This window comes from Azospirillum sp. OGB3 (genome assembly GCF_014192915.1).
Lineage (GTDB): Bacteria > Pseudomonadota > Alphaproteobacteria > Azospirillales > Azospirillaceae > Azospirillum.
In genome coordinates this window covers 101,772-117,108 of the sequence record NZ_JACHYN010000015.1, presented here as the reverse complement: position 1 = coordinate 117,108, position 15,337 = coordinate 101,772, and the positions used below count along the sequence as shown (strand labels likewise).

6 protein-coding genes are annotated in these 15,337 nt (G+C 72.0%); all 6 read right to left on the bottom strand.

Annotation, left to right across the window (positions count from 1 at the left end):
• Position 1 precedes the first annotated feature (1 nt).
• Entirely contained in the window at positions 2-409 is a 408-nt protein-coding gene (locus FHW79_RS24635) for a hypothetical protein (RefSeq protein WP_183181387.1), read from the bottom strand.
• Between the two features lie 11 nt (positions 410-420).
• Positions 421-3,507: an ABC transporter substrate-binding protein gene (locus FHW79_RS24630; protein WP_183181334.1), complete on the bottom strand. Its 3,087-nt coding sequence runs from the start codon at positions 3,505-3,507 to the stop codon at positions 421-423.
• Positions 3,508-3,769: 262 nt separating this feature from the next.
• Entirely contained in the window at positions 3,770-5,158 is a 1,389-nt protein-coding gene (locus FHW79_RS24625) for an HlyD family type I secretion periplasmic adaptor subunit (RefSeq protein WP_183181333.1), read from the bottom strand.
• Positions 5,155-6,837, bottom strand: a complete 1,683-nt coding sequence (locus FHW79_RS24620; protein ID WP_183181332.1) for an ATP-binding cassette domain-containing protein — start codon at positions 6,835-6,837, stop codon at positions 5,155-5,157. Before FHW79_RS24620 ends, FHW79_RS24625 begins: the two co-directional genes overlap by 4 nt.
• The gene (locus FHW79_RS24615; RefSeq protein WP_247884587.1) at positions 6,834-8,231 is read right to left on the bottom strand and encodes a TolC family protein; all 1,398 of its coding nucleotides are present in this window, start codon (positions 8,229-8,231) and stop codon (positions 6,834-6,836) included. Before FHW79_RS24615 ends, FHW79_RS24620 begins: the two co-directional genes overlap by 4 nt.
• Before the next feature lie 134 nt (positions 8,232-8,365).
• Entirely contained in the window at positions 8,366-15,184 is a 6,819-nt protein-coding gene (locus tag FHW79_RS32875; RefSeq protein WP_183181331.1) for a hypothetical protein, read from the bottom strand.
• Positions 15,185-15,337: the final 153 nt, after the last annotated feature.

The following is a 15,337-nucleotide window of genomic DNA, read 5'->3' as shown; positions in this document are numbered from 1 at the left end:
GTCAGCCCCCGTTGCCGGGCGCCGACTGGCCGGCACAGACGTAGCCCGCCGGGGTGTGGCGGTACCAGTTGCCGGTCGCCTCGGCGCAGGGGGCGAGCACGCGGTCGTTGCGTTGCGGCTGCACCACCACCGGGGTTGAGACCGGGGCCGGGGCGGCGTCCGCCTCGCGGGCGCCGGCGGGGCGGTTGGTCACGACGAAGCCGTCCTCGTCCTCCTCGACGATCATCACGTAGCGGGCCCGCTTGGCGGGGTAGCGGATGCCGACGTCGTAGTCGCCGTCGGCCACCTTCTCCAGGATCGCGCCGGGTCGGTCGCTGCCGAGCGGCGCGCAGCCCGTCCCGGCGAGCAGGACCGGCAGCAGCGCCGTCGCGGCAATCAGGGTTCGCATCATCGGGGTCTTCCTGCTCATGCCGGGCCTGCTCATGCCGGAATCGCCTTGCGCTGGGCGTTGGTGGCGACCGCGGCGGGGCCGGCGGCCTCCATCAGGTCGGGCGGGGTCGGCTCGATGCCGGCCTCGGCCAGCGTGCGGTAGACCGACCGCCAGACCAGCTCCGGCACGACGAAGCTGGCGTCGTAGTCCTCGACCCAGAAGAACAGGTTGTACTTGCACAGCCACTGGCCGTTGACGCCGCGGATGCCGTCGTAGCGGACGAAGGGCGGACCGCCGGTGGCGCTGGGCAGGACCTTGTCAGCGTTTTGCAGGGCGGTGGTCAGCAGGCCGCCCATCCGGCCGGGGTCGTGGCGGGCGTCGGCGTAGTATTCGAGCTTCATCGACACCCGGTCGACCGCGCTGAAATTGACGACCGTCGCCTCCGACACCTTGGCGTTGGGCATGGCGACGATGAAGCCGGCGACGTTGCGGATGCGCACCGTGCGCCACGTCATGTCGACCACGACACCGCGCACCAGATCGGTGATCTGGATGCTGTCGCCGATCTGGAACGGCCGCTCGATGTTCAGGACGATGCCGGAGAAGACGTTGGCGATGTTGGCCTGGATGGCGAGGCCGATGACCATGCCGACGAGGCCGGAGGCGGCGAGCAGGCTGGTGATCGGCTGCTTCAGCACGAAGGCGATGATGCCGCAGCCGGCGAAGCCGAAGACGATCAGGGTGGAGAAGCGGCGGACGATGCCGGGAATCTTGCGCTGGGTGCGGATCTCCAGCGGGGTCCAGACGAAGCGCTCCAGCGTGCGGTCGACCAGGATGGCCGGCACGATCCACCACAGCACGTTGACGCCGTTCACCACCATGGCGATCCCGCTCGGCGGCAACGTCGCCACCGCCTGGTCCAGCACGATGTTGCCGATGGACATCAGCAGCAGCGGCCAGGACAGGATGCGCATGAACAGCGTCTGGATCTTCCAGAACTGGCCACGGTCGCGGCGGTCCATGGCGGCGGCGAAGACCGCCAGGACGGCGCTGAAGATGGCGATGTAGACGAAGAAGTCGCGGTGGATGAAGTCGCGCGCCGCCGGAGAGTCTGGTGCCGCGACCACGCCGAAGTCGACGCGCGAGAAGTCCGGCTGCGGGCGCCCGAAACCGACATAGTTCGGATCGCCCTCGCTGCCGACCGAGGCGACGTCCTGCGAGATCCAGGCGCGCGCCAGCCGCCAGCCGGGCGACGGCGCCAGCACCCGCTTGGCGCGGAGCTGGTCGAGCAGTGTGGAGCTTTCGCTCTCACCCTCCAGTGCGCGGCGGAAGCGGTCGGCGAGGCCCGGATCGGCGGCGGACGCGGTCTCCGCCGCGGCCATCGCCTTCAGCTTCTCCACGAAGTCGTTGGTGTCGACCAGCGACATGCCGAGCACGTCGGTGACGAACATCACCGTGTTGCGGTTCTGCGTCCGGTGGCGGAAGCTGACGCCGACCGTCTGGCTGCCGTAGGGCGGGCGCTGGTCGAAGACGTTCAGGGCGAAGCGCCCCTCGATCCGGTAGGCGACGTAGGTGGTGACCTCGCCGCGCTCCTCGCGGTAGGGCTTGCCCAGCTCGACCGGCTTGACCGCGTTGGTGAAGACGACGTCCGCCGGGTTGAAGGTGCCGCGGTAGCGGAACCAGATCGTCAGGTTCAGCGTCGCCTCGTTGGCGTCCGGGTTCAGGTCGCGGATCTCATGGAGCTGGACGCCGGTGTAGATGACGTCCGTCTTGTACATGAAGCGGTCGTTGACGTAGAGCGCCCGGCCCTTGGTGACCTCCTCCAGGAAGTTTGAGACTCCGGCCTCGCGGATCGGCTGGAGCTGGGTCAGCGCCGCCACCGGGTTCAGGCCGTTGTAGGAGGCCATCATCACCGGCAGGGTCGCCTGGCCGTGCGCGTCGAAGGTCCAGGTGCCGACCGTGCCCTGGAAGGCGGTCTCGGCGCGGTCGTGGTCGGCGATGGCGCGGCGCAGCGCTTCGCCGTCCGGCTTGCCGGTGGCGGTGTTCGTCTTCGCGATGGCTCCGGCGATGAGGTCCACGCCGTCGGCGCCCAGCGCCGCCGCCCAGTCGGGCACCGCGTTGAAACGCTTCACATACTGGCCGTAGAAGCGCTGCGCCCGCTCGTTCGCCGTGTCGAACAGAACGGGCGAGGACACCAGCAGACCGTGGCCGTAGGCCTCCGGGGTCAGCGCCTTGGGGTTGGCCTGCGTCTGGGCGACGATCTCGGTGCGGAAGGCCGAGCTGGCCATCTCCGAGCTGCCGGCGATCAGGTTGCGCACCCCGGCGTCGCGCAGCGCCACCACCACCCGCGCGCTGTCCACCGCTGACCCGATGACGATGATGGCGCCGGTCGGCATCTTCTCCTTGACCGCCTGGGCCAGCGCTGGCAGCGCGGACGCACCGCCGCGGCCCGGCGCGAAGGTCCATTGGCCGACCAGCCGGGTGCCGAAGCGCTGGAGGATCGCGTCGAACTGGCCGGCCTGCCCAGCCGCCTGCTCGCTGTCCTCGCGGACGATGGCGACGGTCGGTTCGCCGACCACGTTGCGCACGTAGTTGGCGAGGAAGCGCGTCTCGTGCGTGCGGTCCAGCGTGATGCTGAACAGCCAGGGGCTGGGCGCGGCGTCGGCCGGGCGGACCAGCGGGCGCGGGGCGATCAGCGGGATCTGCCGCTGGGCGTAGATCGCCGTCGCGCTGTCGGTGGCGTCGGGCGTGTGGCCGATCACCGCGAGGACGGACGGGTCGTTCGAGATGCGCCGGGCGATCTCCAGCGACTTGCCCTTGTCGCCCTCGTCGTCGAAGGGCTTGACCACCACGGGACGGCCGGCGATGCCGCCCGCCGCGTTGATGGTGTCGGCGCGCAGCGCCGCCCCCTTGCGCAGGGCCAGCCCCAGCGCCGCGTCCGGCCCGCTGAGCGGCCCGACGACGGCGACGGTCAGCGGCTCTCGCGCGCTGTCGCCGAGGAAGCCGGCGCGGACGACCAGGGAGACCAGCACGGTGACGAGCATCGCCGCCGCCAGGATCAGCGCGAAGCGCGCCTTCTTGGTCAGGTGCGACCAGCGCAGCGGCGGCCGGGAGCGGGGCTGGAGCGAGCTCAGCATGGGGTGGGCCTCGGGCGGTCAGCGGTCGTTTCCCTCTCCCGCCTCTCGCGCCCGCATGCGGGCGCTGACGGCGTCAGGCGGCCTTTGGCCGCCGAGAGCCCCGGGAGAGGGAAGGGGCCCGCGAAGCGGGAAGGGTGAGGGTGAATGCAAGGATCGGGTGGTCGCGCCGTTGGACGACCCTCACCCTCCCGCGCTTCGCGCGGGTCCCTCCCTCTCCCGGGACGGGAGAGGGGAATGGACGCGGGGAAAGGGGTGCCCATCCTCATTGCTCCTGCATCGCGTGCTGGAGGCCGTTGAGGACCGGCGAGAACACATAGTCGAGGATGGTGCGCCGCCCGGTCAGGATGCTGCAGGTCACGCGCACGCCGGGGAACAGCTCGTAGGTCTTGCCGCCGTAGTCGAAACGGGTCACCGGCAGCTCGACGCGGACCTTGTAGTAGGACTGCTTGTTGGCGTCGAGCAGCGTGTCGGGGCTGATCGTCCGCACCCGCCCCTCGATGTGGCCGAAGCGCGAGGCGTCGCCGCCGGCGAGCGTCACCACCACCGGCTGGTCGGGGCGGACATAGCCGATGTCCTGCACCGGCAGGCGGGCGTCCACCACCAGCTTGCCGTCGCGCGGCACCAGCTCCACCACCGTCTCGCCGGCCTTGACCACGGCGCCCTTGGTCGAGACGGCCAGCGTCTTGACGATGCCGTCCATGGGGGCGCGCAGGCTGCTGCGGTCCAGGCTGTCCTGGTAGCGGGTCAGGCGCTGCGACAACTCGTCGTGGTTGCGGCGGGCCTCGTCGAGGGCGTTGCGGCTCTCCTCCTCGTACTTGCGGCCGATCCACACCAGCTTGCTGCGCGCTTCGGCCAGCGCCGCCTCGGCCTGGGCCAGCGTGGCGCGGTCCTCGGCGATGGCGCTGCTGACGCGGGCGTCGTCGCGCAGCAGCTCCAAGTGCTTCATGCGGTTGGTGATCTCGCGCTTCAGCAGGGTCTCGCTGATGGAAAGCTGCTCGCGGATCAGCCCTTGCGCCACCTGCGAGCCGCCGATGCGCGCCCGCACGGCGGCCACCTGCTGCTCGCGCTGGGCGATGTCCTGGCGCTGGATGTCGAGGTCGGAGGCCAGCCGGTCGCGGCGGGCGCGGAACAGGTCTCGGGTCTGTGCCACCAGATCGGGCCGCTCGCGCTGCAACCGCTCGGGGAAGTCGATGGCCTCGCGGCGCCCGACCTCCGCCTCCAGCCGCGCGGTGTCGGCGGACAGCGAGCCGAGGCGCAGCTTCAGCTCCTCCAGGTCGGCGCGGATCTTGGTCTGGTCAAGTTCGACCAACACCTGGCCGGCGGTGACCGAATCGCCCTCCTGCACCAGGATGTCGCGGACGATGCCGCCCTCGAAATGCTGAACCGACTGGTTGTAGGACAGCGGCACCACGTCGCCGGGCGCGCTGCTGGAGACGTTCAGCTCGGCGATGGCCGCCCAGCCGAGTGCGGCGAGGAAGGCGGCGATGCTGACGACGAACAGGCCGTCGCCGAAGCGGCTTTCGGGGTCGGCGGGCTGCGCCCCCGTCAGGGAGGCCGGGAGAGCAGCCGGAATGCCCGTCGGAATGACCGGCGGCACGGACGCGGCGGGGGCGGTGGCCGGCTTGCGGGTCAGCAGGGGAAGCGGCTTCATGGCGTCACCAGCCCCGCCGGCTCGCGGACGACAGCCGCGCCGTTCGTTTGGTCGAGGTCGAGCACCAGCGAAGCGCCCTGGAGGATGCGCGGGTCGTGGGAGGCGATGATCACCGTGTGACCGCCCCGCGCCAGCTCGATCAGCGTGCGGTAGACGGTGGCGGTGCCTTCCGAGTCCAGCCCGTCGGTCGGCTCGTCGAGCAGGATCAGCCGCCCGCCGACCGCCAGGGCGCGGGCCAGCGCCAGCCGGCGGCGGTGGCCGGTCGGCAATTCGTGGCCGAAGTTGCGCAGCGGCGTGTCGAGGCCCTGGGCGCAGTCGGCCACCGTGCGGTCGGCCCCGGCGCGGTGCAGGACGGCGTGAAGCTCCGTCTCCGACAGGCGCGGGTTGGCGAGCAGCAGGTTCTCGCGGATCGTGCGGTTGAGGAACACCGGCTCCTGCGGCAGCAGCCCGATCTGCTGGCGCCACCAGGAGGGGGCGAATTTGCGGATGTCCACCCCGTCGGCCAGCACGGCGCCCTCCTGCGGGTCGGCCAGCCCGGCGATCAGGCGGATCAGCGTCGATTTGCCCGAGCCGTTGCGGCCCTTCAGCACCAGGATGTTGCCGGCGGGCACCGACAGGGTCAGCCGGCGCAGCAGCGGCGTGACGCCGCCCGGCGGGGTGAAGGTCAGGTCGCGCAGCTCCAGCGTGCCGGCGTAGCGGGGCAGGCTGGTGCCGCCGGTCGGCTCGACCGCGGTGCGGGCGAACTGCTCCAGCCGGACCTGCGCCTGCCGGGCCATCGCCAGGGACTCGCCGATCTGGGCCAGCCGGGTGAAGGGGGCGAGCGCGCGGCCGACCAGCAGGTTGATGCCGATCAGAGACCCGACGTCCAGCTCGCCGCGCACCACCAGAACGGCGCCGGTGGCGATGACCGCCACGCCCTGGAGCGCCTGGAGGCTCTGCGCCGCCGACTGGGCGCGGCCCTGGCGCATCGACATGCGCTCGCGGACGACGCGCAGAGCCTTGGCGGCGCGCTGCCAGTCGCCGAGCAGCGGCTTGGCGCCGCCGAACAGGGCGACCGCGTCGCGCCCGACGATGGCGGTGGTGACCAGCCCCTGGGCGTCGGCGCCGGCCTGAGCGAGGTCGCGCCCGACCGCGCGCATGTCGGCCTGGGCCAGCAGCCCGGCGGCGATGGCCAGCAGCGTGAAGACGAGGCAGATCGCCGCGAGCGGCCAGGAGATCAGCGCCACCACGAGGATGAAGCCCAGCGCGAAGGGCAGGTCGAACAGAGTCGCCAGATTGGCCGAACCGAGCGCGGAGTCGATCTGCTCCGGCGCCCGCAGCGCCTCGCGCCGCGCGGCGTCGCCCTCCGCCGATCCGGCGCCGCTGCGCGCCGTCATCAGGATGCCGAAGGCCCCGGTGGTCAGACGCTCGTGCTCGGCGCGGCCGATGCGCCCGGCGATGCCCAGCCGGACGTGGCGGAACAGATGCTCGAAGGCGATGGACAGCACGACGCCGACGGTCAGCGCCGCCAGCGTGGAATCGACACCGTGTGTCACGTAGCGGTTCAGCACCAGCATCGTGTAGAAGGAGGAGGCCAGCCCGAGCAGGTTCGCCGCCAGCGACGCCGCGAAGACGCGGGCGGTCAGCCGCAGGTTGGCGCGCAGCCGCAGCACCAGCAGGCCGATGGCGCCGCCGCTCATCGCTGGTCTCCCGTGCCGCGCCGGCCCTGATCGCGCTGGCCCTGATCGCGGAAAGCGCCGCGGCCCGGCGCGGTCAGCTTCGGCATCGGCTTGGTCTGGATGTCGGTGGCGTTCAGCCGGCCCATGGCGGCGAGCAGCCGGTAGCCGGCCAGCACCAGCTCCGTCTCCGCCGCCGCGGCGTCGCTGCGCGCGTTGATCAGCGTCGTCTCACCCGACAGGATGTCGATCAGCGACCGGGTGCCCAGCTCGCGCTCCGACCGCGCCACGTCGAGGAAGCCGGCGGCGAGGCTCGCCTGATCGTTCAACAGCTGCACCTGGGCGCGGGCGCTTTCCAGGCGGTTCCAGCTGTTGCGGACGGTTTCCAGCACCGTGCGCTCCTGGTCGGCCCAGGTGGCGTCGGCGGCCCGCAGGTCGGCCTCGGCCAGCCGGATGCTGTTGAGCGCGGTCAGGCCGGTGTTCAGCGAGAAGGTGACCTGGAGTTTGAACAGCAGCTCGTTCTGCCGCCCGGACTGGCCGGCGACGTCGCGCTTGATGTTGTGTTCCACGAAGCCGTCGATCCGCGGGTAGAGCGTGCGGCCGCGCACCGAGGTCACCGCCTCTTGCGCCGCCGCGGTGGTCAGGGCCAATTCCTGGAGGCGCGGGTTGTGGCGGCGCGCCTCCTCCACCGCCGCGTCCAGCGAGACGGGCAGGCCGGCGCGCGTCATCGCCAGGACCTGGGCGTTGCTGACCTGGAAGGGGACATGGCCGAAGAAGGCCTGGAAGCGGCTCTGCGCGTTCTGCGTCGCCTCCTCCGCCGCGACGCGGCGCGCCTGGGCGCCGGCGAGCTGGCTCTTGGCCTGGAGAACGTCGGTGGAGAAGCCGAAGCCCTCCTGGAGACGCACCTCCTCCAGCCCGGTCTGGCGGCGGATGTTGTCTTCGGACTGGCGCGCGAAGGAGAGCAGCTGGTGGGCGCGGACGAGGCTGGCGTAGGCGGTGAGGCCCTCCACCAGCAGCTCCTGCCGGGCGCGCTCCACCGCGATGTCGGCGCGGACCAGCGTCACCTGGGCGCGCCGGATGTCGGCGTTGGTCGCGTCGAAGTCCCAGATCAGCTGCGTCGCCCGCGCCGAAAACTGCGAGGCGTTCATGTCCGTGTTGGGCAGGCCCGCCGGCTTGGTCGTGCTCTCGCGCCCGCCGTTGGCCGACAGGCTGAGCGTCGGGAACCAGCCGCCATGGCTGACCCGCAGGGCGTTGCGGGCCCCGTCGGCGGCGGCCTCCGCCCCGCGCAGGCGGTCGTGGCTTTCCGTCGCCTTGCCGATCAGCGCCACCACCTCGTCGCGCGGAGCTGCAACTAGAGATTGTGGCGCTCCGGTCAGGAGCGGAAGCGCAACCGTGGCGATGAGACAAAACTTGTGCATGAGGGTCCTGGAGATCGGCGCATGTTTAGGCCATTCGGCTTACAGCGAAGATGATCTTAGTCGAGAACTCTCATACTCATTTAGGACAAAACAGTATCCAAATACCTAAAAATGCGTCGAATTCTGTCGGTCGATCATGAATTTTCTGCGACCGGCACAATCGTCGAGGCATGGGTTGTGGCGTGGTGTGTATCCGCGGTGTGAAGCGCCATGGCCCAATCGCCGTTGTGAGTGTCCTGACTGCTTTGTGCAACCGGAATATTGTCCGGCAGACCCAGGCCGGAGGAGATCAGCGCCGCGTAGTCGAAGCGCCCGTGATCGGCCTGAGACGACGGAAATGGCGACGGCGACGCGGCCAGCGGCTGGCTGTGCAGCTGAGCCGCGACGGCGGCCTGGGCGTCGAAGGCGACGCCGGCCACCAGTCGGCTGCTGCCGTCGGCCATGGTCATGCTGGTGGTGCCGAGGATCTGGTTGCCCGCCAGCGTCGCATCGCTCGGCGTCGCCGTGGTGGCGATGGAGAGGATTCCGGCCTCGGCCAGCGTGCGCAGCTCGCCCGGCCGGCTCACCCCGTCGCCATCGGCGTCCTGCCAGACCTGGAGCGTGGCGAAGCTCTCGTCCGCGGCGTCGATGCGTCCGTCGTGGTTGCTGTCGAGCGAGGCGAGCGCCTCCAGGCTGCTGTTGAAGCCGCCACCGCTCGAGCCGGCTCCGAAATGCTCCGACACCAGCTCGCGCCCGTCGTCGATCTGCCCGTTTTGGTTGTCGTCGCGCACCAGCAGGGCGTTGCCCTTGCCGACCCAGCCGGTGCGGTCGGCCACGCCGTCGCCGCTGACGTCGAACAGCACACCGTCGGTCAGCGCCCGCAGGGCCAGCCCGTCACCGCCCATATCCAGCACGATGGGGTCGCTGGCGACGGTGGTCAGCTTGACGTTGTCGACGCGCAGGATCGGGTTGACGCTGTTGTCGCTGGTGTCGGAGGTGCCGAAGCCCAGCGTCAGGGTGGTGTTGGCCGGAATCACCACGCTGAATTTCCCGCTGGCGCTGGCGTCCTTGGCAAGCAGCGTGACCACGCCGTTGACGCTGACGAAGGCGAAGTCGTGATAGCCGGGGTCGGAGAAGATGAAGGTCCAGTCGAAGGTCAGCGTCGTGTCCTTCGTCACCGTGACGGTGGTGGCCAGCTTCATCGCGTTGCCGAAGGACGGGATGGTCCCGGTCGCCGCGGCGATGGAGCCGTGGGCGAGGCCGAGGAAATCCTCCAGCTGAGTCGGTGACTGGCCACCCGCGGAGGTCAGGGTGCCCTCATGCCCGTCGCCCGTAGCACCCACCGTGGCGCCGCCGGTGTAGCTCCATCCGGTCAGCCCCTTGTCGAAGGTGCCGTTGGGGATCAGCACGCCGGGATGCAGGGTGACGGTGTCCGTGGCGGCGGAGAAGGCGCTGCCGGCGCCGAGCGTGACGGCGGCCTTCGAGCCGGCGCTGCCGGTGGTCTGGTCCCAGGCCCGGATGGTCAGGGCGCCGTTGACGGTGGCCGGCACCGCGGCGTTGGGCTGGAAGTACAGCCGGTCGGTGGCGCGCAGCAGCAGGGCGGAATCGCTGTCGTTGACCGTCCCGACGAGGCTCCAGGTCGCGCCGTTGTCGGTGGAGAACCACCAGCGGCCATAGCTCTCGTTGGCGCCGGTCAGGGCGATGCCGACGACGGCCCCGGCGTCGGTGTCGGTGACGTTGGCGGGGCCGCTGCCGTTCAGCCCGACCAGCTTGGACACCGCGAAGCCGAGCGTGCCCGCGGTGGGGGCGGCCAGGGCCTCCGCCGCCACGGCCACGTCGAGGTTGGTGTCGATCAGGACGGGGGAGGCGTTCGGCGGCGCCACGGTGACTCCGATGGTCGCGGTCGCGGTCAGCGGCCCGCCGGCCCCGCCGTTGCCGAGATCGTTCACGACGATCCGGATGGCGTCGGCCCCGGTGTAGGCGCTGGCGGTGTAGAGGAGCCCATTGGCGGCGCCGAGCATCCCGTTGATGGTGGCGAGCGTCGCGCGGATGGTGACGCTGTCCGTGCCGTTGCCGGTGATGTCGGCGTCCCACCCGGCGCCGGCCAGGGTCAGCGTGCCGTGGCCGGCGGTCAGCGTGACCAGCATCGGCAGCGCGCCGGCGTCGACGTCGGACACCGACAGGCCGGTGACCGCCACCGCCACGCCCTTCACCGTCGCCAGCGCCGTCGTGCCGGCGGTGATCTGCGGCGCGTCGTTGACGGGGGTGACGGTGCCGGTCAGGGCGATGGTGTCGGCGCTGTAGACGGTGCTGCCGCCGACGCCGGTCGTCAGGTCCACGCGGCCGCCGGTGACGACGGGCGCGCCGCCGTCCTCGATCAGCCGGACGGTCAGGGCCGGGGTGGTGCCGTTCCAGTCGGCGGCGGGAACGAAGCGCAGCAGCGCGCTGGCGGCGACGACCAGCGCCGCCCCCTCGGCCACCACGCCCACGGTGATCCAGGCGGAACCGGACCAATACTGCCAGACGCCCTGCCCGGCGGTCGCCGCGTTGCCGACGATGGCGACGCCGGCGAAGCCGTTGGCGGAGGAGCCGCCCGCCACCGCGTCCGCCGGGTCGGAGAACAGGTGGGCGAACAGGGCGGTGACGCTGGTGCCCGTCGGATTGACGGTGTCCTCGGCGATGGTCGGCAGGGTCGCCGTCGTCCCTGTCGCCACCGGCGCGTCGTTGACGGGGGTGACGGTGCCGGTCAGCGCGATGGTGCCGGCGCTGTAGGCGGTGCTGCCGCCGACGCTCGTCGCGTCGACCCGTGCGCCGCTGGCGACCGGACCGTGCGACGTGTCGACCAGCCGGACGGTCAGGGCAGGGGTGGTGCCGTTCCAGTTGGCGGCGGGAACGAAGCGCAGCGCCGTGTTCGCCGCCAACAGCAGGCCGTTGCCGCCGCTGACCGCGCCGATGTCGGCCCAGGCCGTCCCGGTCCAATACTGCCATGCCCCTTGCGCTACGGTGGCGGCGTTGCCGACCACCACGACGCCGGCCAGCGTGTCGGCCGCCGACCCGCCGCTGACCGCGTCGACAGCGTCGGAGAACAGGTGACCGAACAGGCCGGTGACGGTGGCGCCCGCCGGGTTGGCGGCGTCCTCGGCGAGCGTCGGCAGGGTGGCCGCGGCGCCGGTGGCGACCGGCGCGTCGTTGACCGGAGTGACGGTGCCGGTCAGCGCGACAGTGCCGGCGCTGTAGCGGCTGTCGCCGCCCACGCTCGCCAGGGCGACCCGCCCGCCGCTGGTCACGGCCCCTTGGGAGTCGTCGATCAGCCGGACGGTCAAAGCCGGGGTGGTGCCGTTCCAGTTGGCGGCGGGAACGAAGCGCAACGCCGTGTTCGCCGCCAGCAGCAGGGCGTTGCCGTCCGAGGCGGCGCCCACGGCCGCCCAGGCCGTGCCGGTCCAGTATTGCCAGACGCCCTGCGAGGTCGCCGCGTTGCCGACGATGGCGATCCCGGCGAAGCCGTTGGCGGCGGAGCCACCGCCAACCGCGTCCGCCGGGTCGGAGAACAGGTGACCGAACAGGCTGGAGACGGTGGTGCCCGTGGGGTTGGCGGTGTCCTCGGCGACGGTCGGCAGGGTGGCGGTCGTTCCGGTGGCGACCGGCGCGTCGTTGACGGGGGTGACGGCGCCGGTCAGGGCGATGGTCCCGGCGCTGTAGACGGTGCTGCCGCCGACGCCGTTGGTCAGGTCGACGCGGTTGCCGGTGATCAGCGGCGCGCCGCCGTCCTCGACCAGCCGGACGGTCAGGGCCGGCGTGGTGCCGTTCCAGTTGGCGGTGGGGACGAAGCGCAGCGCCGTGCCGACGGACAGCAGCAGTCCGTTGGAGTCGCTTGCCGCGCCGATGGCGGCCCAGGCCGTGCCGGTCCAGTATTGCCACGCGCCTTGCGCCGCGGTGGCGGCGTTGCCGACCACCACCACGCCGGCGAAGCCGTTGGCGGCGGACCCGCCGTTGACCGCGTCGGCGGCGTCGGAGAACAGCTGACCGAACAGGCTGGTGACGGTGGCGCCCGCCGGGTTGGTGGTGTCCTCGGCGATCGTCGGCAGGGTGGCCGTCGTGCCCGTCGCCACGGGGGCGTCGTTGACGGCGCCGACCGCGGTGGTCAGGGTGATGGTGCCGAGGCTGTAGCGGCTGTCGCCGCCGGCACCCGTCACGTCCGCCCGTGCGCCATTGGTGAGCGGTCCTTGCGAATCGTCGATCAGGCGCACCATCAGGCTTGGCGGCACGCCGTTCCAGTCCGTGGCGGGAACGAAGCGCAGCTTGGCGTCGGCGGACAGCAGCAGGGCGTTGCCGTCCGACACCGCTCCCACGGCGCTCCAGGCGGAGCCGGTCCAATACTGCCATTGCCCCTGGGCGGCGTCCGCCGGGTTGGCGACCACCGCCACGCCGGCGAAGCCGTTGCCGGCGGAGCCGAACACCGCGTCGGTCGGGTCGGAGAACAGCCCGCCGAACAGCGACGCCACGCCGGCGCCCGCCGGGTCCGCGCTGTCTTCCGAGACGGCGGGCAGGACCGCCTGCGCACCGGTCGTCACCGGGGCGCCGTTCACCGGGGTCACCTCCAGCGTCAACGGAGCGACGTCCCCCGACAGCGGGGTTGTGCCGCCGACACCGGTCAGCGTGAACAACCGGTGCTCGGCACCGCTGAAGCCCTCGGCCCACTCGCTGTTCACCGCCCGCAGCCCGAGCGACGGCGCGATGCCGTTCCAGTTGGCGGCCGGCAGGAAGCGCAGCAGGGCGCTGTCCGGAAGCACGAGCGCCGCGCCGTCGCCGACCGCGCCCACCGCCAGCCACGCGCCGCCGTCCAGGCTGTACTGCCAGACGCCGAAGGGGGAGTCCGGGTTGGCCACCACGGCAACGCCGATCACGCTGCCGCCGGCCTCGCCGGGCCGGAACATCGCCTCGATCAGGTGGAAGACGGCGAAGCCGGCCGGGGCCGCGGTGCCCTCGGCGATCGCCAGGGCCTTCGCGAAGGCCGCCGCGTCGAAGCCGGTCGAGAGGGTGGGGGCCGCCACCGGCGGCACCGTCGCGGGCTGGGTGGCGGCGGCCGCCTCGATGGCGCGGGCCACCTGCTGCTGGATTTGCGCGGCGACGGCGAAGGGGTCGCTGGTCAGCGTCTTGGTGACCGGCGGGGCAGCGGGCGTGAGGCTGGTGGAGGGGGCGGGGGCCGTGGCGCTCGGCACGGCGGTGTCGGCGCTCTTGACGGTCCCGGCCGCGTCGAAGCTGATCGGTTTCAGCGCGGGTTCGCTTCCCATGCTGGATTTGCCCGGGGCCGGAGACGCCTCGCCCTCTGCCGGAGTGGCGTCGGCGGCTTCGCCCTTTGCGTCCTCCTTGACCCCGTCCTCCTTGGCCCCGTCCTCCTTGGCCCCGTCCTCCTTGGCGTCTTCTTCTTTGGCGACTTCCTTCTCGCCGCCCTCCTTGCCCTCGGCCGGGGCTTCGGCGACCTGTTCGGCGGCCTTCTCCCCGGCGTTCTTGTCGCCGGATTCCTTGGCGCCTTCCTTGGCCGCCTCTCCCGCGGGCGGCGGGTTGGCGAGATCGGCCAGCGCCTTGTTCTCGGCGGAAACGGGAACTTCACTGCCCTGGGCGTTCTGCTGCACCGTCTCCGCCGCTTGGCGGGCGGCGGCCAGCGCCGGTCCGGTGGCGCGCCCGTCCGCCAGCGCCTGCCCGAGCGCAGCGTTGAAGGCGGCGCCGGACCCGCCGAGCGCCTGCACCGCCTGCTGGACGTTCTGCCCGCTGGCGAGCGCCGCGATCAGCCCGTCGCTCTTGACGCCCTTGGCGCTTTCCGCCGACAGGGCCAGCGCGGTGGTGACGGCCTGCTGCGCCGAGCCCAGCGCGCCGGACATGTCCGTCCCGCTGGACAGGGCCCGCCCCAGCGCCTCCCCGAAGCCGCCGGTCGCCGCGCCGTCGATCCCGGCGGCGGCGGCGAAGGTCTTGACGGTGGCCGCCACATTCTGCCCGGACGACAACGAGGCGACCAGCGCGTCCGCCGGCTTCGCCGGCACGGCGGCGGCCTCCTGCCGGGCCGCCATGTCCGTCTGCGCCCGGGACGAGGCGCCGAGCGCCGCGTCTGGCTGCGCGCCCTGCGCCAGCGCGTCGTTCAGGACGCTGGTGAAAGCGGGGTTGCCGCCCGCGCCATCCGTCTTGCCGGCGGCGAGGGCGCCGAGCAGGCGCGCGCCATCGGTCTGCTCGACCGCCACGGAATTGGTCTGGACTGCGCCGGCGGCGCTCAACGCCTGTGCTTCGGCGATGGCGCCTGCGGCGTCGGCGCCGCTGGACAGGGCGTGTTCCAGCGCTTCGGCGAAGTGACCGCCCGCTCCGGGGCCGAGCGCCGTCACCGCGTCCTGCACCCCAACGCCGGAGGCGAGCGCCGCTGCGAGCTTGTCGGACGGCGAGACGGGAACGGTGTCCGCTGCCGCCGGAGCGGTGGGAGGAGCGGTCAGAGCCTGCGACAGGGCGGCGATCGGGTCGGCGGCGCCCGCCGGGCGGGCCGCCGGGTCCATCACCCCGCTGAACAGTGCGGCCGACAGGTCGGACGCCGCCTTGGGATCGTTCGCGCCGCCCGGCCCCGATCCCTGCCCGAGGCCTTGCCCTTGCGCCAGGGCGACGGCCAGGCGCTGCTCCCCGGTCAGCGCCGCGGATTCCTGGGCGGCTTCCGCCATGCGCGCCGCCGTGCCGGCGGCGATCCGGCTTGCCTGGGCGATCGCGTCGTCGGGCGTGGCGCTGGCGCCGACCCCCGCCGCGACGTCGCGCATCCAGCCGTCCGCCACGCTGCCCGCTGCGCCTTCCGGCAAGCCCTGTCCGGTCAGCGCCGCCGCCAGTTTCTCTTGCACGGCCTTCAGCGCGGCGGGATCGCCGCCCAGCAGCACCGCCGCCGCTTCGGACGCCAGGGCATCGGGGATGGTCAGGAGCGGGGCGGTGGCGTCCAGGGTGTCCGGCATAGTGGCCCTCTCGCCATCGCGGCGGTCGCGTATCGGGAAGGCCAATAACAAAGTGATTTGTTAAAGAAATTCTGAACGATGCCGATCTTTCGGCTGATCGGAAGTTAATTCTTCTTGGATCGGTGGACATACAACAACGAAATCCCCGCAGGG

What these genes read in the sequence shown, in the direction of transcription:
- FHW79_RS24635 (WP_183181387.1), bottom strand. Translation starts at nt 409, where the DNA reads ATGAGCAGGAAGACCCCGATGATGCGAACCCTGATTGCCGCGACGGCG.
- FHW79_RS24630 (WP_183181334.1), bottom strand. Translation starts at nt 3,507, where the DNA reads ATGCTGAGCTCGCTCCAGCCCCGCTCCCGGCCGCCGCTGCGCTGGTCG.
- FHW79_RS24625 (WP_183181333.1), bottom strand. Translation starts at nt 5,158, where the DNA reads ATGAAGCCGCTTCCCCTGCTGACCCGCAAGCCGGCCACCGCCCCCGCC.
- FHW79_RS24620 (WP_183181332.1), bottom strand. Translation starts at nt 6,837, where the DNA reads ATGAGCGGCGGCGCCATCGGCCTGCTGGTGCTGCGGCTGCGCGCCAAC.
- FHW79_RS24615 (WP_247884587.1), bottom strand. Translation starts at nt 8,231, where the DNA reads ATGCACAAGTTTTGTCTCATCGCCACGGTTGCGCTTCCGCTCCTGACC.
- FHW79_RS32875 (WP_183181331.1), bottom strand. Translation starts at nt 15,184, where the DNA reads ATGCCGGACACCCTGGACGCCACCGCCCCGCTCCTGACCATCCCCGAT.